The organism is Thermodesulforhabdus norvegica, assembly GCF_900114975.1.
Lineage (GTDB): Bacteria > Desulfobacterota > Syntrophobacteria > Syntrophobacterales > Thermodesulforhabdaceae > Thermodesulforhabdus > Thermodesulforhabdus norvegica.
Map to the genome: position 1 here is coordinate 202,422 of NZ_FOUU01000003.1, position 21,961 is coordinate 224,382.

15 protein-coding genes and 1 tRNA gene are annotated in these 21,961 nt (G+C 50.1%); all 16 read left to right on the plus strand.

Features of this window, described 5'->3' with window-relative positions:
* Window position 1: 1 nt before the first annotated feature.
* Window positions 2-5,602: an excinuclease ABC subunit UvrA gene (gene uvrA, locus BM091_RS06975; protein WP_093394543.1), complete on the plus strand. Its 5,601-nt coding sequence runs from the start codon at window positions 2-4 to the stop codon at window positions 5,600-5,602.
* A 10-nt stretch (window positions 5,603-5,612) separates the two neighbouring features.
* Complete coding sequence (locus BM091_RS06980) at window positions 5,613-6,977, plus strand: protein phosphatase CheZ (RefSeq protein WP_093394544.1); 1,365 nt, start codon at window positions 5,613-5,615, stop codon at window positions 6,975-6,977.
* 9 nt (window positions 6,978-6,986) lie between these two features.
* Entirely contained in the window at window positions 6,987-7,427 is a 441-nt protein-coding gene (locus tag BM091_RS06985) for an acyl-CoA thioesterase (RefSeq protein ID WP_093394546.1), read from the plus strand.
* An 87-nt stretch (window positions 7,428-7,514) separates the two neighbouring features.
* Window positions 7,515-8,930, plus strand: coding sequence for a ferredoxin reductase family protein (locus BM091_RS06990; RefSeq protein ID WP_093394547.1), 1,416 nt, complete (start codon window positions 7,515-7,517; stop codon window positions 8,928-8,930).
* Window positions 8,931-8,966: 36 nt separating this feature from the next.
* Window positions 8,967-9,956 (plus strand): response regulator, encoded by a 990-nt coding sequence (locus tag BM091_RS06995; protein WP_093394549.1) that lies wholly within the window; start codon window positions 8,967-8,969, stop codon window positions 9,954-9,956.
* Window positions 9,957-9,959: 3 nt separating this feature from the next.
* A complete protein-coding gene (locus tag BM091_RS07000) occupies window positions 9,960-10,256 on the plus strand; it encodes a hypothetical protein (RefSeq protein WP_093394550.1) in 297 nt (98 codons plus the stop codon).
* Between the two features lie 14 nt (window positions 10,257-10,270).
* Entirely contained in the window at window positions 10,271-10,816 is a 546-nt protein-coding gene (locus BM091_RS07005; RefSeq protein WP_093394552.1) for a cob(I)yrinic acid a,c-diamide adenosyltransferase, read from the plus strand.
* 153 nt (window positions 10,817-10,969) lie between these two features.
* The gene (locus BM091_RS07010; protein ID WP_093394553.1) at window positions 10,970-12,196 is read left to right on the plus strand and encodes an inorganic phosphate transporter; all 1,227 of its coding nucleotides are present in this window, start codon (window positions 10,970-10,972) and stop codon (window positions 12,194-12,196) included.
* Window positions 12,197-12,232: 36 nt separating this feature from the next.
* Window positions 12,233-12,901, plus strand: a complete 669-nt coding sequence (locus tag BM091_RS07015) for a TIGR00153 family protein (RefSeq protein ID WP_093394555.1) — start codon at window positions 12,233-12,235, stop codon at window positions 12,899-12,901.
* Window positions 12,902-12,907: 6 nt separating this feature from the next.
* Complete coding sequence (hrpA, locus tag BM091_RS07020) at window positions 12,908-16,648, plus strand: ATP-dependent RNA helicase HrpA (RefSeq protein ID WP_093394556.1); 3,741 nt, start codon at window positions 12,908-12,910, stop codon at window positions 16,646-16,648.
* Window positions 16,636-17,415, plus strand: coding sequence for an NUDIX hydrolase (locus BM091_RS07025; RefSeq protein ID WP_093394558.1), 780 nt, complete (start codon window positions 16,636-16,638; stop codon window positions 17,413-17,415). The genes hrpA and BM091_RS07025 overlap by 13 nt, the downstream gene beginning before the upstream one ends.
* A 206-nt stretch (window positions 17,416-17,621) precedes the next feature.
* On the plus strand, window positions 17,622-20,372 hold the full coding sequence (locus BM091_RS07030; RefSeq protein ID WP_093394559.1) for an FAD-dependent oxidoreductase: 2,751 nt from the start codon (window positions 17,622-17,624) through the stop codon (window positions 20,370-20,372).
* Between the two features lie 36 nt (window positions 20,373-20,408).
* On the plus strand, window positions 20,409-20,819 hold the full coding sequence (locus tag BM091_RS07035) for a hydrogenase iron-sulfur subunit (RefSeq protein WP_093394561.1): 411 nt from the start codon (window positions 20,409-20,411) through the stop codon (window positions 20,817-20,819).
* A gap of 96 nt (window positions 20,820-20,915) precedes the next feature.
* Window positions 20,916-20,992, plus strand: a tRNA-Pro gene (locus tag BM091_RS07040).
* A 47-nt stretch (window positions 20,993-21,039) separates the two neighbouring features.
* Window positions 21,040-21,450, plus strand: coding sequence for a zinc ribbon domain-containing protein (locus BM091_RS07045; protein WP_093394563.1), 411 nt, complete (start codon window positions 21,040-21,042; stop codon window positions 21,448-21,450).
* Between the two features lie 232 nt (window positions 21,451-21,682).
* Window positions 21,683-21,961: helix-turn-helix domain-containing protein (locus BM091_RS07050; protein WP_281243980.1), on the plus strand; the 279-nt coding region annotated here is incomplete at its 3' end.

Here is a 21,961-nt window from a genome sequence, read left to right on the forward strand (position 1 = left end):
CATGTTCATTCGAGTAAGAGGAGCCCGACAGCACAATCTCAAGAACGTTGATTGCAACATCCCGTTATACGGAATTACGGGCATCTGCGGGGTCAGCGGCTCGGGAAAATCAACTCTGGCCTTCCATGTTCTGCATGCAGAAGGACAGCGCAGATATGTGGAAACCTTCTCGCCCTACATGAGGCAGTTTCTGGAGCGGATTGGAAGCCCTGATGTCGATGCCGTTGAAAATATCCCGCCGAGCATAGCTCTTGAAAGCGGTACGACGGTTCAAAATGCCCGCTCCACGGTGGGTACCATTACCGAGGTAAACGATTTCCTGAAGTATCTGTATGCCTTCAGGTCCGATCCTTTTTGCCCTTACTGTGGTCGGCCGGTAAAATGCGCATCTCCTGAAACGGTGCTGGAGTACCTTCGAAAAGCCCGCCGGGACGATCGCCTGTACATAACGGCTCCTCTCGACGGAACATCGGGTTTTGATCGAACTGCCAGGCAGATGCTTTTAAGCATGGGATACGTGAGGGCCGTTGTGGGCGGCAGGGTTGTTCGCCTCGATGATCCGGACTTTCCAGAAAATCCCGATGAGCCCGTCTGGATCGTACAGGACCGGGTTGTGTGGGAGGAAGGACGGGAAGAGAGAATTTACGAGTCCGTTAAGCAGGCCTTCGAGCTGGGGAAAGGGCGCATGGCCGTTCTGTACCCCGACGGGCCTTTACAGGAATTCAGCAACCTCAGAAGTTGTGCCGATTGTGGAAGGGAAATACCCGAGTGCACTCCAGAAATCTTTTCTTTTAACAGCCCCGTTGGAGCCTGTCCCGAATGCCGTGGTTTGGGCCGAACCATAGGCGTGAATATGGATGCGGTAATTCCCGACAGGAAAAAAAGCATCCGGGATGGTGCGGTAAGCATATGGACGCCGGATCGGTACGAATATCATGAGCTTCTGGAGTTCTGCCGGCGTGAGGGTATTCCCTTAGACGTGCCTTTCGAAAAACTCGATGAAGCCGATCAACTCAAGATCATCGAAGGAACGGATGACTATTACGGGATAAAGGGTTTTTTTTCGTGGCTTGAAACGAAGACTTACAAGGTTCACGTTCGGGTTTTTTTGTCCAGGTATAGGGCTTACAATCCCTGTTGGAAGTGTGGTGGGACGAGATATGGAGAGGCGGCACGATATTTCAGACTTCTGGGCGTTCCCATCTTTGAGTTGCAGAGCTGGAGTGTGGAGAAATGCAGGGAATTTTTCCACGATAACCGGCGTTTTTTTCAAGATGACCCTTCTTCTGCGGCTTTGTTCGAAGAAATAGTCAAAAGGCTGGATGCCCTATGTTTTCTGCGCCTCGGGTATCTCACGCTGGACAGGCCTTCCCGTACGCTTTCAGGAGGTGAAGTTCAGAGGGTTCACTTTGTAAAGGTCCTGGGCAGTTCGCTCAGCAATGTTCTTTATATTCTTGACGAACCCAGCCTGGGCCTCCATCCCCATGACCAGGATACTTTGATGACGGCCCTGCGGCGTTTCGTGGAAAACGGAAATACCGTCGTAATAGTCGATCACGATCCTCAGGTTCTCGGTCGATGTGATCATCTGATCGAGCTGGGTCCCGGCGGAGGAAGACAGGGTGGGATGATCGTTGTAGAAGGAAGCCCCGAACAGGTTAAAGAGTGCCCGGAAAGCCGTACGGCTCCCTATCTGAGAAAACCTCTGCGGGACGATTTCATCCGGCACAGAACTCAGGCTATGCCTTATGGTTTCGTAACGGTAAGGGGAGCCCGATCCTTCAACCTTAAGAACATCACGGTGAGTTTCCCCCTGGGGCTTTTTGTAGCCGTAAGCGGTGTCTCGGGTGCCGGTAAAACAACCCTTGTGGAAACAACACTTTATGGGCAGTGGAGGCGAGCTAAGGGGCTCGAGCTCAAGGAGTCGCCGGGAGAATGTGACGCCGTTGAAGGCTTTGAGAATATTTCCGACATGCTTCTGGTGGATCGCCGACCCGTGGGAAGAAACCCTCGGGCTAACCTCCTGACTTATACGGGGGCGATGGAATGGGTCAGAAAGCTGCTTGCCGGAACCGATGACGCAAGGATGAAGGGACTGACCGCATCTTTTTTCTCCTTCAATCAGCCAGGTGGTCGGTGTGATGTCTGTCGCGGTGAAGGGTTCATCAGAGAGGAAATGCAGTTCCTGGCTGATGTTTATTCGCCCTGTCCGGCCTGTAAAGGCAGGCGTTTTAAAGATGAGGTGCTCAGGGTTAAATACAAGGGCTGGTCTATAGGTGATTTTCTGGAAGCAACTGCTTCAGATGTTCTTTCCTTTTTCGGCGGTTCGGCTGGATATGAGAAAAAGCTGCTCGAGGCCTTAAAACCCCTGGAGATGCTCAATCTTGATACTCTCCGACTCGGCCAGCCCCTTTCAACCTTTTCCGCCGGTGAGGCTCAAAGACTCAAGCTGGCGCCTCTACTCCAGAAAAGTGCGAAGAAGGATGAAAGGCTTTTCGTAATTCTTGACGAACCGTCAAGGGGGCTTCATCCGGAAGATCTGGAGAGACTTGTCGAGGTTTTCAGGAGGATTGTCAAAAGGGGTCATACCGTCGTCGTGGTTGAGCATAACCCGATCCTGCTTTCTGCCTGCGACTGGATCGTGGATCTGGGTCCCGAAGGCGGTGCACGGGGCGGAGAAGTGGTTTTTGAAGGCCCTCCCTGGAAGCTTATCGAATGCAAAGAAAGCTTGACCGGTAGGCACATGTTGCGCAGGCTGAGAGATTCTTCCGGGGAAAAGGACACGGGCAACCGGGTCGTCTGTGATATTGGCCTTGCCCGCAGAGCCCATTCGGGTCATTTCGTAAAAATTTCCGGCCTTCGTCACAATAATTTGAATATCGATAACCTGGAGATACCGCTGGGAAGGTTTGTGGCCGTAACCGGTTTAAGCGGTTCCGGCAAGTCGAGTCTGGTATTTGACGTATTGCATGCCGAGGGACAGCGCCGTTATCTGGAATGTCTTTCGGCGTACATAAGACAGTATTTTGCAATTTTCGAGAAGCCAGAGGTTGACTCCATTTCCGGGCTTCCCCCTACCGTCGCCGTAGAGCAGAGGCTGACCCGGGGATTGAGGAAGTCAACGGTCGGAACGCTTACGGAAATTTATCATTTCCTGAGGCTTCTTTTTGCCAAAGCCGGACGCCAGAGGTGCGTTCGTTGCGGAAGAGAGGTTGAAGCCCTGTCGATTGATGAGGTTGCCTCGAAGGCGCTTGAATACCATAGGAAGGGTGCGATTCTTCTGATACCTGTGGTGTACCGTCGCAAAGGTGTATATCGTGATCTTATAAGGCGCTTGCGACGATCCGGCTTTGAAAAAGCCCGGATAGATGGGAAGTGGGTCAATCTGAGCGAAATAGAGGGCCTTACACGCTTCGAAGACCACACCGTTGAGGTTGCGCTGGGAGTTTCATCGGCAGGCGGGAATTTGTTGGAAGATCTTTTGAGAGCTCTGAGAATTGGGGAGGGGTTCATAACGGCCGTCATCCCGGATGGTGCCGGGGAAGAAATCTTGAGTACTCGTTTTATGTGTCTCCACTGCGGCGTAGGGTACCTTCCTCTGGATCCCAGACTTTTTTCCTTTAACAGCCCTTACGGTCTCTGCCACGAATGTGGCGGTACGGGGGTGGTCAGGAGGGTCGATGCAGGGAAGGTACTGGGTAAAGGGAGAATTTCCGGAAAAAGGATTCTGGAGGCATGGCTACAGGCGCCTTTTATCCCTCAGAAGGCTCGGAAGAAATGGAAAAACTACTGGTACGACACTCTGAGGCTTGATCAGACGGTTGATGGTGATAATCTGCCGCCCGATCTCGAAAGAACCGTGCTCTACGGCAGAGACGGTGTTCCGGGGCTGATACCGGTACTTGAAGAGCTCATTGACCAGGACCTCCTGCCCGATGATGTGTTGCACAATCTTTTTGAAGAGGATTGTCCGTCCTGCGGGGGAACGAGAATTAACGAACAGGCCAGATCGGTTTACGTTGCTGACTATTCCCTGCCAGATCTGGTGAAGATGACCATAGAGGAATTTTCGGATGTGTGGGACCGCCTTTACGGGCTTTCTTCCGGTTCCATTTTATCTTCCCTTTACGAAGAGGTCAGAAGCCGTGTTGAATTTTTGCGGAGAGTAGGGCTTGGATACCTGACCCTGTCGAGATCGGGAGATACTCTTTCAGGGGGAGAATTTCAGAGGATTCGTCTGGCCGCACACCTTGGCTCCGGTCTTACGGGTGTGCTTTACATTCTGGACGAACCGACGATAGGGCTTCATCCTGCGGATACGGAGAGGTTGATCGACGGCCTGAAGTTGCTTCGTGATCGCGGGAATAGCGTTATTGTTGTGGAGCATGATCTGGAGACGCTTAAGAATGCGGATTTATTGATAGAGCTGGGTCCTGGAGGCGGAACGCAGGGAGGGATTGTAACGGGTGTTGGTACTTTTCAGGATCTGGTAAATAACAAGGAGACCGCCCTTTCCCGGGCTTTTGGTGTTTCTTCCGGGAATGCAAGAAATTACCGCAGGGCCGCTGGCAGATACGACAACTGGCTTGAGATTCGTTCGACTAATTTCAGAAATCTCAGAGATGTTGACCTCAGGATTCCTCTGGGCACACTTACCTGTGTGACCGGCGTTTCAGGAGCCGGAAAGAGTACCCTTGTCTACGATGTTCTCTATCCTTTGCTGATGGAAGTCATCACGGGCTCCTTCTGGTATTCGGCAGGCGGTGTTGTGCATTCAGGAATTAAAGGTTACGAAGGTATTCACTCCGTTTTGTGCGTGGATCATCAGCCGATAGGAAGAACCTCCAGATCCATACCGGCCACCTATCTCGGAATATGGGACGATATCAGAAATATCTTTGCCTCTCTTCCCGAGGCAAAGGTGCGGGGCTTTCGGCCAGCTCACTTTTCCTTCAATCTGCGAGGTGGCAGGTGTGAATTCTGTCTCGGGATGGGTTATGTAATCGAGCAGATGAAATTCCTCCCGGATGTTAAGAAGGAGTGTCCCGTATGCAGGGGTATGAGGTTTTCTCGGGATATTCTGGAGGTTAGATACCGGGAAAAAAATATTTCCGAGGTGCTTGAAATGACCTTTGAAGAGGCACCGGTTTACTTTGCCGCCTATCCGAGAATTGTCAAAACCGTGGGTCTCGTAAATGAGCTGGGTCTGGGATACCTGAGGCTGGGGCAACCCAGTCCAACACTTTCTGGAGGGGAAGCTCAACGGATAAAACTGGTCAAGGAATTAAAGAAAAATTCCCGCCCTTCAATATTTCTTCTCGACGAGCCCACGACGGGATTACATCACCTGGATATAAAAAGACTTCTGAACGTGCTTAAAAAGCTCGTGAACAGGGGACATACGATTATTGCCATAGAACATAACTTGGATTTTATTGCACAATGCGACTATATTATCGACCTGGGTCCGACAGGCGGAGATGCGGGCGGAAGAATTGTGGCCCAGGGTACGCCTGATGAGTTTAAACACTTTACCGATAGATCTCTTACGGCCAGAGCGCTCTGGCATGAAAGTAATGAAAGTTCAAAGATAACGGGATAAAGGAGCATATATGCCTCTCAGGGGAGCCAAAGAACTTATTTCGGTACTGGACGAATGCGAAGACATTGTGAGAAAGCTTGAGGGAGGAGGAATCTCTCAAGAAGAAGCCCTCCGGGAGATTGCCGTTCGCATGAAAGAATTCCAGATAGTTGCAGAGAAATCTGGGTTGATTGCACTGAGGCGGACGGGAAGAGAAATCGAAAAATATGTTAAAAATCCGGGTCTGTCTCCCGATGAAGTCACAATGCTTGCTTTTGTTTTTCCCACCCTGAAAAGCGGGCTTGAAAAGGAGACCGTGGAAGACATTCGCGTGGCCGTTCTGGAAACCTTTGAAATTCTCGGACTTCCCGTGCCCACGGATTGGCAAACCAGCAAGTTTGTCGTGGAGCCCGAAAAGCCATCTGCGGTTGAAGATACTTCTGTAGGGGAACCGGAAGAAATTCCTGCCGAGGAGGAACCGGAGCTCGTGGAAAAAAGAGTCGAATACGAAGAGGTTCCTTTGGAGTCTCTGATGAGAGCCACGAGCAATCTGGGGGTTGAAGCGGTAACCGAACCCGACGGTTCCGTAGTGATAAGGGTGGATCCGGCCCACGTACCGCAGATTCAGCGGCTGCTTTCTCCTGCGGATCCCGACATGGATTTCGAGAGCGTCCTTCCTGCCGAAGACGACCTTGAAAAAAAGGTTCTGGCCAAGGTTAAGGAATTCATGGTTGCCTTTTCGTCGGGAGATTTTGAGAAGGCCGAGGAAATACTCGAAGAACTTTCGAGCATTCAGGAAGGTAGCGAGATATTTGGGGAAATAGGCAAGATTGCAAGGCATCTGCACACGGCTTTTAAGGATTTTGCCAAAATTCTCGATCCGGCACTGAAAGAACTCGCCGTTGATTACCTGCCCGATTCTGAAAGCAGGCTCAGATATCTCATGAAATTGACCGAGGACGCGGCCAATACGACTCTTGATTGCACGGAGAAAATGAAGGATCGCATAAGAAGGGGTCAGGAAGTTCTGGAGGGTATGAGAAAGCATCTGGAACGGCTTAAACCGATAGGCTCCGGGGCAACAAAGCGCATAGGCGACATGATTGCCATGATTGAGGAGCTGGAAAGCTCTTTAGCAGAAGAAAAAGAGGACGTTGACCGTATTCTGTCTGCTCAAAATTTTCAGGATCTCAGCGGCCAGACCGTGATAAAGGTTCTGAACGTTATGCAGGAACTCCAGGATCGCCTGGTAAATGCCATAAAGACTTTTGGCATAAAGATCGAAGGACGGAAAAAGGAGAAGGAAGAGCTCATTGGACCGGCCCACGAAGGTGTTGAAGGTGCCCTGCGGTCCCAGGATGAAGTGGATGCTCTGTTGGCCCAGTTCGGTTTTTAGGGGGAACTTATGGCTTCGCAGGAAGAATTTCGCTTTAAGGCAGAGGTAAGGGTGAGGTATGCCGATACCGATGCTCAGGGGCACGTTTATTTCGCCAATTATCTTGTCTACTTCGACGTGGCCATGACCGATTATTTCAAAGCCATCGGATATCCTTATGAGAGATTGCTGTCAAAGGGATATGACTTTTTCACCGTGGAGGCCTGCTGTCGTTACAGGGGTAGAGCCTTTTTTGATGAGACTCTTTACGTGGGAGCTAAAATAACAAAAATAGGTCGATCAAGCTTTAGATATGATCTGGCTATTTTCAAAGATTCGGCAACCGAACCCATAGCAGATGGTCACGTGGTAAATGTCATGATCGATCGGGAAACGGAAAGGCCTGTCAAAGTGCCCGAGGATTTCAGAGAAGCTGTCCGAAGTTTTGAAGGATCCATAGAAGAGTCGTAATTCAATTTCTTTTTGTTTTCACTGGCTCTTTTCGCTAAAAAGATGTCCAATGTGAACTCACCTGGTTAATTCGGTATGAAGGAGTGAATGATGTGGGGGCTGAAGTTTTTGAGGTTCCTCTGGTGCATCCTGGCATTCCTGTTGTTCGTTATTGTGGTGGTTGCCTGGGGAGTTGAATATGTCCCGGGTTTTCTAAAAGCGCCCTGGGGCAACAAACTCGGGGGTGTGGGAAATCTCTTCGGACTACTGGCCCTTTATACCGCCGTAATCATGACGGTAATAGGCGTTCGTCTCCCGTTAGTGGAGAGGGCTTTCGGGCTCGATCGGCTGATACGGTTTCATACTGCTCTTGGGCCTCTAGTACTTTTATTTGCAATAATTCACGTCATCTTTCGGACTCTTTCTTTTTCCGCATCGATCGGTGAAAAGTGGAGCTGGGATTTTCTTTTTCAGTTTTTTCCTTACTCCTGGGCAATTTCTGAAAATGCCCTGGTTGCCGCCAGATGGGGATTGCTGGTTATTCTGCTTTCGGTTACGGCTGCCAAGGTGGCGAGATTATCCCGGGGCTTCATCCCTTTTCGTATATGGAAGCCCCTGCATTCGATGATTTACTACGGTATTTTTACCGCCTTTGGGCATTCTTTGATTCTTGCATCAGACGTAAAGCGCTTTCCGCTACTTGTCCCCTGGGCCGGTCTTGCACTTGTATGGGGTGGGTGCTGTGTTTATCGTCTGAATTACCTGTTGCAGCGCAGTCGTAACTTCAGGTGGTTTCTGGAAGGTGTTGACTATGAGACTCATGATGTCCATACCTGCCGCTTTATCAGACCTGAAGGTCAGGGATCCTTTGCCCGCCGACGGCCCGGACAATTTATGATCATTCGTATGAAGTCCCGGCTATGGGGGTGGTCCGATCCACATCCTTTCACGATTTCCTGCCCTCCAGGTAGTGACTCCCTTTGCTGTACCGTGAAAGGCGTTGGTAGTTTCAGCAAAAAGCTCCGGACCTGCAGGCCCGGTACGGTCTTTTTATGTGAGGGGCCTTACGGAATCTTCACGCCCGACTTTGAAAGGGAGAAAAATCTCGTGTTCATAGCAGGCGGAATAGGAATTACGCCTTTTCTCAGCATGATGCGCTATGTTAGAGACAACAGCATCCCCGTTTCGGTCACTCTAATCTGGGGTAACAGGGCCAAAAAGGACATAGTGGCCTACTCGGAACTATCCAGGTTTGTGAAGTCCTCGGATAGGTTTAGGGTCGTTCACGTTCTGAGTGAGCAGAAGATAACGGATAAGATGCGGGAAGAAACGGCAGAGGACGGATTTTTCTGGGAGCAGGGCCTGGTTACGGGAAGCGTTCTTAAAAAATACGTAAACCCCGATAACGCAAGCTTCTACGTTTGCGGTCCGGCACCCATGCAAAAGATGGTGATGAGAGAAATCAGACAGGTCTTTAAGGTGCCTCCCGGAAAAATCAGGCGAGAGTTATTTGTTTTTTATTAGTCGGCATAACTTCGGAGTTACAGGAGAGATAAGGCTATGCAGGGATTCAGAGGAACGCTGGCGGGTGTTTCACTTCTGGATTTGATTCAATTTTTGTGCACAAGTGGTGCAGAGGTCAGGCTGCAGGTTTCATCTCCTGATGGAGAAGGCATCATTTGCATAGGGGACGGAAGGGTATTTCACGCAGAAACGGCACGGCATGAAGGAGAGGAAGCCTTTTTTGAGATCGCCCTGTGGAAGCAGGGTGAATTTCGCTGGACTCCTCTGGCAGGGGAATGGCGAAACAGGGTGACCATTGACAGCGACTGGCAGTATCTTATTCTGGAGGCTTCCAGGATTCGTGATGAAACGGTTACGGGTCGTACGGCTCGCGACGAAGAAAGGGATTACATTGTTGCGTATTGTCAGAAGTGTCAGAAGCGTTTTTACGTGCCTGCCGATAAAGTGCCCTTCGGAAAAAAGGTTCGCGTAAAATGCCCCGGTTGCCGGGAAGAAGTGATCGTTGAAAGAGAAGAAGCGGTGGCTGATGTTTTTGAGAGAGAGATCGAGAAGTGGAAATATGAAGAGCTGGAAGAGGGTCCGGATTTTCTTGAGATTTCTGGTGGAGTGCTGGTTTGTACCGGAGATGTTGAACTGGGTAAAAGTCTTTCGGGTGCGTTGCAAAGGGAAGGATATCAGGTACATTTGGTTAACCGGGGTAGGGACGGCTTTTTTGCACTGCGACAGGGGGATTTTTCCGTTGTGATAATAGATGAGGCTCTTGACGGTGGGGGACTGGATAGGAATATTTTGCTCCATTACTTACAACGCCTTCCCATGAACATAAGGCGGAAGTTTTATGTTTGCCTTCTCGGTCAGGAATTACGGACGCGAGATTTCTGGGCTGCCTTCAGGCTGGGGGTTGACCTTGTTGTGAACAAGAATAACGTTGACCTCATAGGGGAACTCCTCCATTATACAACGGTGCGATTGAGGAAATTTTACGAACCCTTCTTGGAAGAACTGCAGATATTGAAGGCTGAATAGGAGATGATCTTCCGATTCGGTCGGCGCAGGGAGAGGTCGAAAAGGGCGAAGGATAGGCTGGAGAGCTGTATTAATACAATCCTTGATTTGAATGAAAGGCTCGGTGAGGGTAAGATCAGTCCCGATATAATTCAACATTTCAAACGGCTTAAGCAGACCTTTTCCGATCTGGACGATGCGATGGTGGACGAAAAAGAAGTTAACCGGATTGAAGATGCCACCAATAAACTTCTTCAGGAGATTCGGGCTCTCTACGGTGAAAGTTTTTTGAAAAAACTTTACGACATGCCCAAGCACTGACGGAGCCGGTGGTTATGGAAAGGCCTTCTCAAGGGAAAGAAATATTTGTCTTTTCGAAAAAAGGCGATTCGGGAGAAACGAGTCTTCTTTCGGGAGAGCGGGTTCCCAAGCATCATATTCGTCCGGAAACCTATGGGACTATTGATGAAGCCAGTTCGGCTCTGGGGATTGCCAGAGCGCTTACCGGGCTGTCCGAGCTGAAAAGCACGATAACCGAAATACAGCAGGACCTTGTTGTGCTCGGAGCTGAACTGGCCTGTTCCGACCGGAATTCCCGTTACCGCATCACCGAGGAACACATATCCAGACTGGAACGATGGATTGAGAAGTTTCAGGAGCAGGTAACCTTACCCCGCCGTTTTGTCCTTCCGGGCGACAGCCTGACCGGGGCAGTGCTTGATCTGGCCAGAACCATAGTACGGCGTGCCGAAAGACGATGCTCCGAACTGCGGGAGAGAGGTGAATTCATCAGAAAAGAAGTGCCCGCTTTTCTGAACAGATTGGCGGATCTGCTGTTTGTTATGGCCAGATATGCAGATGCTTTGGAAAAGGCGGAATAATCCAACCCGATTGTAGATCCTCTTCCGGGATTACCTTGTTGAGTCTTTTCTTTTGTTACAGTAAAGAGTTTATCTGCCGGGTTGCTTATGGTAATCCTTTGCGGAATTTTGTCTGATCTAATTGGCTGATGAGGATTGTTTCCGGAGGACGATATGGAGTTCTGGATTGTTCTCGCCGGTTTTTTAGCGGGCGCTTACATGGCGTGGAATATAGGAGCCAACGATGTTGCCAACGGAATGGCTTCTGCCGTAGGGGCCCGGGCTATTACTTTGCGTCAGGCTGTTTTTATCGGCGGTATTCTCGATTTTGCCGGTGCCGTCCTCGTGGGTTCTCATGTAACCACGACCATCCGCAAAAATATTATCGATGCCCATGCTATAACCGCCGACCCTCAGGTTATGATGCTGGGGTTACTGGCTGCTCTTCTGGCGGCGGCATTTTGGGTATTTTTTTCAACCTGGAGTGAATTTCCCGTTTCCACAACTCACTCGATTGTGGGCGCTATTCTGGGCTTCGGACTCATTGAAGGAGGAATAAAGGCCGTTTACTGGGGAAAGCTCTTTGCCATAATCTTGAGCTGGATTATATCCCCCATATTTGCCGGAATACTTGCTTTTTTAACCTTTAACATTGTCAGAAAGCGCATATTACAGCATCCCGAGCGTCTATCGCAAATGCTTCGCTGGAGCCCCCTGCTCGGCGGTATCACATTTTTCATAGTTGCTCTTTCCCTGTTGCTGAAAACGCCTCTGGGGAAAAAATTCAATATAACCAATATACAAGCGATGATTATAGCTCTCATGTGTGGCCTGCTTACAGGAACAATTGCTTTTTTATGGGTAAGGAAGTTTTTAAGAACTTCTTCGGAAGACGTCGTCGAAGAGGCATTTCGCAGGTTTCAGATATTTACGTCCTGCTACGTAGCGTTCTCTCACGGTGCCAACGACGTAGCAAACGCCATCGGCCCTGTGGCCGGTATATACGCAATTTACCGGACCCATAATGTGTCACCCACTGTGCCCGTTCCAACATACCTGCTGGCCGTTGGAGGAGCCTTTATAGCACTGGGTGTTTTTACCTGGGGATACAAGGTCATAGAAACGGTGGGCAGTAAGATTACCACACTTACCAATACACGGGGGTATTCGGTTGATTTCGGAACGGCAACGTCCGTCCTGCTGGCTTCTAAGCTGGGCCTTCCCGTGTCCACAACTCATGCCGCAGTAGGTGCGGTCATAGGAGTTGGTCTTGCAGGAGGTATAAGCGCTGTTGACTTTGGGGTCGTCTGGCGTATAGTGCTTTATTGGGTAGTAACTCTCCCGCTGTCGGCCATCCCGACTATGGTAATATTTAAAATTCTCAAATTTTTGTTTCTTTGAGAAAAATTATCCCTATTGGTCAAAGGAGTGTTTGACATGAGAACAGCGTTTCTCAAACTCTTCAGGCATTCGCCGTTCCCGGGACTGAAGAAGCATGCCGATGTTATACGGGAAGTTTCTCAGGTATATCGTATGGCTGTTATTGCTTATCTGGACGGAGATCAGAGGGACTTCGAGCGTTATCACAATGAGGTTATAGTATTGGAGTCCCAGGGCGACATAATAAAACGAAATATCCGGGGACATCTTCCTCGAGGCGTTCTTCTTCCCATGGATAAGTTCCAGTTGTTCGCCTACTTGAGGGAGCAGGATAAGGTCCTTGATTCTGTGCAAAACGTTCTCCACTGGCTCTCCTACCGTTTTGCCCATGTACCGGACGAACTGGTTGACGATTTGCTCTTGCTCGTTGACAGGTCCATATATTCTCTGAAGGCAATTCATCCCATGGTTTCGGCGGCAGAAAGTTACTTCGAATCCTTCTCGGAAGAAACACGCCAGGTTGTGAAAGATGCAATAAAGCAAATAAGGGAATACGAGTTTCAATCCGACCAGGTGGAGAGAAAGTTGCTGGCCGACCTGTTCGCCTTCCCTTTTGATAACCCTCTTCAGGCGTTTCATCTCATTCGCCTCGTCGAGTACATTGGGGAAATTTCCAATCATGCGGAAAATGCGGCGGATATGATGAGGGCTATGATTGCCAAGTAATTTAAAATGCTTAAACCCCATGTAGAAAGAATAGCTAAATGGAAGCCTGAGGAACTCAATTATCCGGCCGATCTGCCCATTTCAAGCAAGCGGCAGGAAATCCTTGCTGCTTTGCACTCATCTCAGGTGGTTGTCGTTTCCGGGGCAACCGGATCGGGTAAAAGTACGCAATTGCCCAAGATATGTCTTGAAGCAGGGCTTTGCCGTCGGGGCTTCATTGGGTGTACTCAACCCAGGCGAATAGCGGCCGTTTCCCTTGCTCACAGAGTAGGAGAGGAATTAAAGTCCCTCGGCCGAGGGCTTGTGGGATACAGGATTAGGTTCCGAGATTCTCTTGGCCCTCAAACGATCATAAAGTTCATGACCGACGGTATTCTTCTTGCGGAAGCCAATAACGATCGCCTCTTTGAATCCTACGATGTGATAATTGTTGATGAGGCTCACGAACGGACGCTCAACATAGATTTTATCCTGGGAATGTTAAAACAGGTCATAAAGCTTCGGCGGGACTTGCGGGTTATCATTGCTTCGGCGACCATCGACCCCGAAAAGTTCTCAGGGTTTTTCGACAATGCTCCTGTTGTGGAAATCCCGTCTCGTACCTATCCCGTGGAAGTTCGCTACAGGCCGATACCCGACGAAGACGACGTGACCTACATTGATGCCGCTGTTGATGCGGTGGACGACCTCGTTGCTGAAGTAAAGGGCGATATTCTTGTCTTTATGCCCACCGAGCGGGATATTCGAGAAGCGGTTCAGAGACTCAGGGAAAAATCCTACCATAACACGGAAATATACCCGCTCTATGCCAGAATGGCTGCATGGCAGCAGGCAGATATATTTGCAGTTACTCCTCACAGAAAGATAATCGTTGCAACCAACGTGGCGGAAACATCGCTTACCATTCCAAACGTTGAATGCGTCGTGGATACGGGACTTGCACGGGTTCCTCAGTACAGCCCAAAAACGGGTACTCAGGCGCTGCCCATTGTAAAAATCTCCAGAGCCAGTGCCGAACAGCGCAAAGGCCGGTGTGGGCGCACGAAGCCCGGAATATGTGTGAGGCTGTACGACGAAGAAGACTTTCTTCAGCGACCCGAGTTTACTCCGCCTGAGATCAGAAGGTCTAATCTGGCGGAGGTAATCCTGAGAATGCTTTACCTGGGGCTGGGAAGCGTTGACGAGTTTCCCTTTATGGATCCTCCTCCCAAAACCGCAATAAAGGACGGTTATGCGGTACTGAGAGAGCTCGGCGCTGTGGAACAAAACACAGAACTCACGACTATGGGCCGGAAGATGGCCCGATTTCCGCTGGATCCCCGCCTCAGCAGGATACTCATAGAAGCGGGAAGGCGAGGGGCAACCGATGAGGTTCTCACGATCGTTTCGGCATTGAGTATACAGGATCCGAGGGAGCGGCCTTTTGGAGAAGAAGAGATCGCGGACATGGTCCATGGATTGTTCGTGCATCCTCGATCCGACTTCGTCACACTTCTTAATATATGGAAGGCCTATCATCGTGAAGCAGAAAGGGCTCCCAGTCGGAATGCTCTGCGTGCCTGGTGCAGGAAGCATTTTTTGTCCTACCGGCGTATTCAGGAATGGATCTCTGTAAGGGACGAACTCAGAGCAGTGCTGTCAGAGCAAAGGATGCTTAAAAAGAGCAAGAAGACCGCCGATTACAAAGATGTTCATTGCAGTATTATAAGCGGTTTCCTTACAAAGGTTGCAATGCATGAGGGTAAAGGGAAATATCGTACCGTACACGGCAAGGAGCTGTATCTTCATCCTTCCTCAGGGGTAAAAGGGGAACCGAAGTGGATTGTTGCCGCGGAAGTTGTGGAAACGAGCAGAACTTTTGCCCGCATTGTGGCCGAAATTGAACCGGAGTGGATCGAAGAAGTGGGGATTCATCTGTGCAGGAAGAGTTACTTTGATGTTCACTGGCATTCCGGTAAAGGCAATGTGGTGGCCTTCGAAAAGGTACACTTCGGAAGCCTCCCGGTGGTTGAGCGAAGACCTGTGATTTACGGGAGGGTTAATCCCGGGGAGGCGCGAAAGGTATTTATAACGGAAGCCCTCGTAGATGGCAGGATAGGGCGTTCTTTTGACTTTATCGAATATAATCGGCGCATAATAGAGGAAGTCAGGGAAACGGAAGAAAAGATCCGCAGAAGAGGGCTCGTTGTGGACCGGGATAGGCTTTATGGGTTTTACAGTTGCCGAATTCCGGAAAACGTCTGGAGCCTGAGGGCTTTTGAAAAATTTATCAGAGCCCGGGGTGGTGATGATTTCCTGAAGCTGTCCCGTGAGGACGTGCTCAGAGAGGCTCTTTCCGAAGACCTGGAGCGGTTATTTCCGGGGCGGATAAAAATAGGCCAGATGGAGATAGAGCTGGTGTATCGGTTCAGTCCCGGCAGCGATGAAGACGGCGTTACCGCAATTGTTCCGGTAAATTGGCTTGCGTCGCTGCCGGCGGAGCCCTTTGACTGGCTTGTGCCCGGTTATCTTGAAGAAAAAGTCACATTCCTCCTTAAGGGTATGCCCAGGGACGTCAGAAGGCGATTTATTCCTCTCGCAGAGACGGTCAAAAAAGTGCTAGCCGACATGTCCTGGGGGCAGGGGAACTTCTGGCACAGGCTCAGCGAGGCCGTTTATAGAATTACGGGCATGAAAATAGCTCCGGAGGAATGGAGATCGGTGGAACTTCCTGTTTATCTGCAGTTCAGGTTTGAAATCGTTGACGGAGAAGGCAGAGTAATAGCTTCCGGAAGAGACCTCGAGGAGCTACGCAAAACCGCCCCGATTTCCTACGAAGACGACCTCTGGGAGAGGGCGAGAAAGAAGTGGGAACGGGAAGGGATTGAGGATTTCCCGGAGGATATTCCGGAAGAAATAATGATTGGTGAAGATGGGACGGGCCACAAAAGGTTTGCCTATCCGGGGGTTGTGGAAGAATTCGGGAGGATCTGTATCAGACTCTTTCCCGTTCGCTATGAAGCCATGATTGCCAATGAAAAGGGAATTCTGGTTTTAATCCGCCGTGTTTTGCATCAGGATCTTAAGAAGCTCGTAAAGTGCTGGACACCTCCGGAAGATCTACGGGGAGCCCTTTTTTTTATGCAAAAAGAGGGGCCCTTCCCCGGCCTTTTTGTTGACTTCCTTATAAAAGACCTTTTCGAACTCCGTGGCCCTGTACCTTTTGACATGAATGGGTTACGTAAAAAACTGGAGCGTGTACGGCACGAACTTGCGCTCAAGGGGATGGAACGATTTCAGAAGGTGTGTGAAATATTACGGGAGCGTGACCTTGTTAGACGAAAAATAGAGCGCTACAGGGAGAAGCAGGGCAAGGAGGTGCCGGCAGTCTCCGAACGGATGGCTTGTATGGAAAATGAACTCGAGCAACTCGTTCCGCCTGATTTTCTGAATCAATATTGCTTCGACGATTTCGATAAGCTCTTGAAGTGCCTTAAAGCACTTAACATACGGGTTGATCGGGCTTATACGTCCCCTGATAAGGACGTGGAAAAGGAAAGAACCATAAGGCCTTTTGAAACGAAGCTGGAGGAGCTTAAAAAGCGCATACAGAGCCGTCCCGATGCTCTGATGCTGAAGAGGTTTTACGAAGAGCTGAGGTGGCTTGTGGAAGCCTTGAAAATTCAGGTTTTTGCACCCGAAGTAAAGCCGTGGCAAAAAGTGTCTTTTCGTTATGTAGAGGAATTTCTGGAAAAATGTCCGAACTAGATTTCCGTGAAGAGAGGTCTTTTGAGTATCTGGAAGCACGCTCCCGGGAAATATATCCGGAGATACTGGATGTGTTGCGCTTTGAGGACCTTGGAAATTATTCTTCCGTGCTCGTTCCCCTCAGGGAGGTATCGGGGCATTTGTCGATTATGCTTAACAAAAGAAGCAGATTCGTGCCTCAACCCGGCGACTTATGCTTTCCCGGAGGCAGAATCGAGCCTTTGGTGGACACCCTTATCGGGTTGGGCGTTCTTTTGAAGAAACCCTGGTTTGTTGAAAAAGCAGGCGGGAAAAAACGTCTGATTTCGCTGCTTATGTCAACGGCGTTTAGGGAAAGCTGGGAAGAGCTCCGGCTTAATCCCTTTAGAATCGAGCCGCTGGGGATACTGCCGCCTCAGGACCTTGTTATGTTCAAAAAACGGATTATTCCCTTCCTGGGCAGAATCAAAGGCGATCCGAATCTTCGGGTTAACGGACGAGAGGTTGAAAAGGTTATCTGGTTACCCGTTAAAGATCTCTTTCTTAAAGAGAGATACGCTCTTTACAGGCTGTACGGTCTTCCGGGTCGTGATGAAAACGAAGGGGTGGATTTCCCGTGCTTCCTTTATCAGGACGGAGTGTCCGTTGAAATATTGTGGGGCGCTACTTATCGGATAGTAATGACCTTTTTAAAGGTCTTCTGGGGCTTTGCACCGCCGGAGCTTGAATCCAGACCGGTAGTTCCGGGAACCTTTAGCAAAAACTACCTCACGGGATACGATGCCTGACGGGCTTTGTGAATCTATTCTCATTGTTTGTGCTTGACGCTGATGCTTTTTTCACATAAGTACACGATGATATCGCTTTGAAAGTGTGTCTTCTGAAAAGAAGTCTTCTTGAATTTACACGCCGGGAAACAAGAAATGATCTATTTAGTGCAAAGTCGTTTGAGAATAAATGAGTAAAACTTTCAACACAAACTTCGGGGGAATTTATGGGTGGATCAGGTGAGTTAAAAAATGTTGTGGTAATTGGTGGGGGAGTAGCAGGGCTGAATGCGGCCCTGGATCTGGCCGATCAGGGTTTCAATGTGTACGTCTTGGAAAAAGGAGATTCCCTTGGAGGCCTGATTCCCAAGCTCCACAGACTATATCCAATTTGCAGTTGCTGTAAGGTGACCAATCGGGCAATTGCATGCCAGCAGCATCCGAACATAAAAGTCATGACTTGCGCAACCGTTGAAGACATTTCCGGCTCTGCTCCTTCCTTCAAAGTTTCCGTTAAGACACTTCAGGGAAGCCAGCAGATTGAAGCGGGGGCCATTATCCTTGCTCCCGGCCTTGAGCCTTTCGATCCTTCTGTCTACGATACCTACGCCTACTCTGCCTTCCCCAACGTCATCACCAGCGTTGAATTCGAGTGGATGCAGAAGCCCATAGGACCGAATAAGGGTGTCGTAACCAGACCCTCTGACGGTCAGGTGCCCAAAAAGGTGGCGTGGCTTCAGTGCGTTGGCTCCAGGGACGTTAACAAGTGTGATGCACCTTATTGCTCTTCCGTCTGCTGCATGTATGCCCTGAAAGAAGCCGTGCACTTCAAGGATGCCGTTCCCGAGGCCGATACGGCTATATTCTTTATGGATATGCGCACTCACGGAAAGGGCTATGAGCAGTACCTGAATAATGCCAAAGAAAAAGGCGTTAGATTCGTCAGAACCAGAATTCACAGCATAGAGCGCGGTCCCGGGAGTGAGGATCTCGTTCTGGAGTATGTAGATGAGAACGGCGATAAAAAGGAAGAGGTTTTCGATCTGGTCGTTCTGTCCGTTGGCCTAAGACCTTCGCCGGGCGTCAAAGAAGTGGCCGAAAAGCTTGGTGTGAAGCTTACGGAATACGGTTATATAGAAACGGCAGAGCTGGATCCCTGTGCAACCGGTGTTCCGGGAGTATTTGCCTGTGGAGCCGCCACCGGTCCTCGTGATGTATTTCAGTCTGTTACTGAAGCTCAGGCAGCGGCTGCAAGAGTTGCGGCCTATCTGGGTGGAAGTGGTGACGGTGCTTCGGGTGTCAGCCTGAGAGATGTAAGCGGTGAGGAACCCAGAGTGGGAATTCTTTTCAGTGTGTGTCCCGGGAGACCTGCCGGGTTTGACGCCCTTGTGGATGATCTTATGAAATTTGGAAAAGAGCTTCAGGGGGTTGCCTCGGTTGAGCGGATCGATCTTGTGGATTCTCAGGCCTTTGCAAAAGTTGCGGAGTGGCTCAAAGCCTCTGGGGTAAACAGGCTCATTTACGCAAGCTGTAACCCCATTATGCATCGTGAAATGATTGAGTGGGCAATGAAACAGGCGGGCCTTAACCCGACCCTTTACGATTATGTGGACATGAGAATTGTCGGCACCGATGAAAATCACAGGACCCGTCTCAGAGACCAGATCCGTGCCGCCGTACTCCATGCCCGCCTGACCGAGCCCCTGCCCGTCAAGGCCGTTCCCGTCGAGCAGTCTGCTCTGGTTGTGGGTGGAGGAATAGCGGGAATGACGGCAGCGCTTGCCCTGGCGGATCAGGGGATTCAGGTAACGCTTGTTGAGAAAAAGGATCGACTGGGAGGGCATGCCCATAAGGTCCACGGGACCTGGCAGGGTACGGATATTCAATCCTACGTAGCCGACCTCACGAAGAGGGTTCAAAACAACCCGAGGATCAATGTGTTGCTCAATGCCAATGTGGACAGTGCCAGGGGCTTTGGAGGCCAGTTTGAAACAACCATAGTGCAAAATGGGAATCGCCTTGCCGTAAAGCACGGTGCCGTGATTATAGCCACCGGTGCCCATTCACTCCGTCCCAGGGAATATTGTTACGGAGATCATCCGGAGATTTACAGATGGTCCGACCTTGCCAAGAAGCTTATAGACGATCCGGATGCCTTTAAGAGCGCCAGATGCGGTGTATTTATCCAGTGCGTTGGGTCCCGTGAACCGGAACGTCCTTATTGTAGCCGGCTTTGCTGCACCTTTGCCGTTAGAACGGCCTGTGACCTGAAAGAAAAGAATCCCGATCTGGATCTTTACGTGCTCTATAGAGATATTCGCACCTTTGGAGAAAGAGAAAAGATATACAAAGAAGCCCGTGAGAAGGGGGTTCTTTTCGTAAGGTTTGATGTGGAAAGAAAACCCGTCGTTAAGGTTGAAGACGGCAGGATAAAGGTAAGGGTCTTTGATCCGATCCTGGGCCGGGAGCTCCTTATAGAACCCGACTTCATTTCGTTGCAGTCGGCCATATATGCGGAGCCCATTGACAGGCTCGCCGCCATGTACAAGGTGAGCCTCAACGATGAGGGTTTCCTGAGAGAGTCTCCAGCCAAGATGCGCCCTGTCGATGCCGAGATGGAAGGTGTTTTTGCCGCAGGTCTCGTCCTTGGTCCTAAGGGCGTGGAAGAAAGTGTGGTTGAAGCCTGGGCGGCGGCAGGCAGAGCCCTGCGTTTTCTGCGCCAGGGTGTGGTCATGACGGGAGGCGTGGTGGCCGAAGTCAACCCCGATCGCTGTGCCGTATGCCTTACCTGTGTAAGGACTTGCCCCTTCGGTATCCCTTACATAGAAAGCGTTCAGGAAGCGGCTTATATCGATCCGTCACTTTGCGTTGGTTGTGGAATGTGCGTCAGCGAGTGTCCGGGCAAAGCCATAATGTACAGGAAGTTAAGCGACGATCAGATTGTTGAGATGACCCGTGCTCTTGTACAGGAAGCGTGAAACTTATGGTCCACCGGAAGAAAAAGGAGTGTTTATATGAGCGCTTTTGAACCCAAAATAGTTGCCTTTTGTTGTGCCAATTGTGCGTCGGCGGCCGCTCAGGTGGCCGACAAGGCGGGATGGCAGCTTCCTCCCAACGTCAGGGTGGTTCAGCTTTTGTGTACAGGACGTCTCGACAGCCTGCACATTCTGAAGGCTCTCGAAAACGGAGCCGACGGAGTTTATGTGGCGGGGTGTCAGCCCGACAGTTGCCAGTTCAAGCACGGCGTTGAGAAAGCCGAGAAAAAGGTCAAATACGTTCAGAAGATTCTCGAGGATATCGGCCTGGAGCCCGAACGGGTGGCACTGTTCAATGTGGGGGCAGGAAAGGCCAACAGGTTTGTTGAGATTGCCCGGGAGATGGTTGAAAAGATAAAGTCCCTGGGTCCAAGTCCTCTGAAAGGTTGATTCCTTAGAAACGGGGTGGTCATCTTTATGAACCACCCCGTTGTTTGGTTGTCTCTGGACATTCCGGGATTTTTAGGATAATAAGTTTTTAAAGGTCGGGACGTGGCTCAGCTTGGTAGAGCGCTGCGTTCGGGACGCAGAGGCCGCTGGTTCAAATCCAGTCGTCCCGACCATTTTTATTTGTCCCCCTTCCGTCTTCATGAGTGAGTCGAGGGAGAAAATGAAAAAATGCAGGGTCTGTCGGTATGAAATCAGTGAAGATGCTTTGTTTTGCCCGAATTGCGGTACACCGGATCCTGCTAAGGACAAATGGGACGGTTGGGGACTGGAGTACAAAACTAAAACAACATTTCTGGGATTGCCGTTAATCCATGTTTCATTCAAATACAGGCCCAACAGGACTCCGGTCGTTGCTAAAGGCCTGATTTCCATAGGTCAATTCGGTGTCGGAATAATCAACATATCACAGTTCGGTATCGGAGTGGTCAGTATAAGTCAGTTTACCATAGCTTTCTATGCACTTGCCCAGTTTGCATTGGCTTACTCACTGATTGCTCAGATAGGGGTGTATGTCAGCAAAGGGTATGGGCAATTTGTCTGGAAACTGGCTGATTTGTTAAACCTTATGTAACTCCTTTCTGCTTCTGCTTTTCGGATATCCTTAAAAAGGCAAGCCGATCGTGCTATCAGATCAAGTTTTCCATTTTGGGGGAACACCTGCCCTAAGTCCTTGACTCAAGTTTCGCAAAACGCCCCATTTTAATGTTTTAACTACGCGTAATTGTTATTAAAAAAGTGTAATGCTATGTTTTGTATAGTGACCCCCAACTGGACTGGACCAGTAATAAGAGGTAAATCTGGTCCTGGAAAGGGGGAGCGTGATGGAAGGGAAAGTCGTCAAGCCGGTTCGTATCCAAAGATGGACAGCCAATCGTAAAAGGGAGATCGTGCTGGAGGTCCTCAAGGGTCACAAGACCATCGTGGACGTGGCGCGCGAGCACGATCTGAAGCAGAGCGAGATCCAGCAATGGATCGATACGTTCATTGAGTTCGGCACACAGGCCCTCAAGGTCAATCCGAAATCCATGGAGGCGGTCTACCAGAAGGAGCTCAAGCGGCACAGGGAAAAGATCGGTGAACTG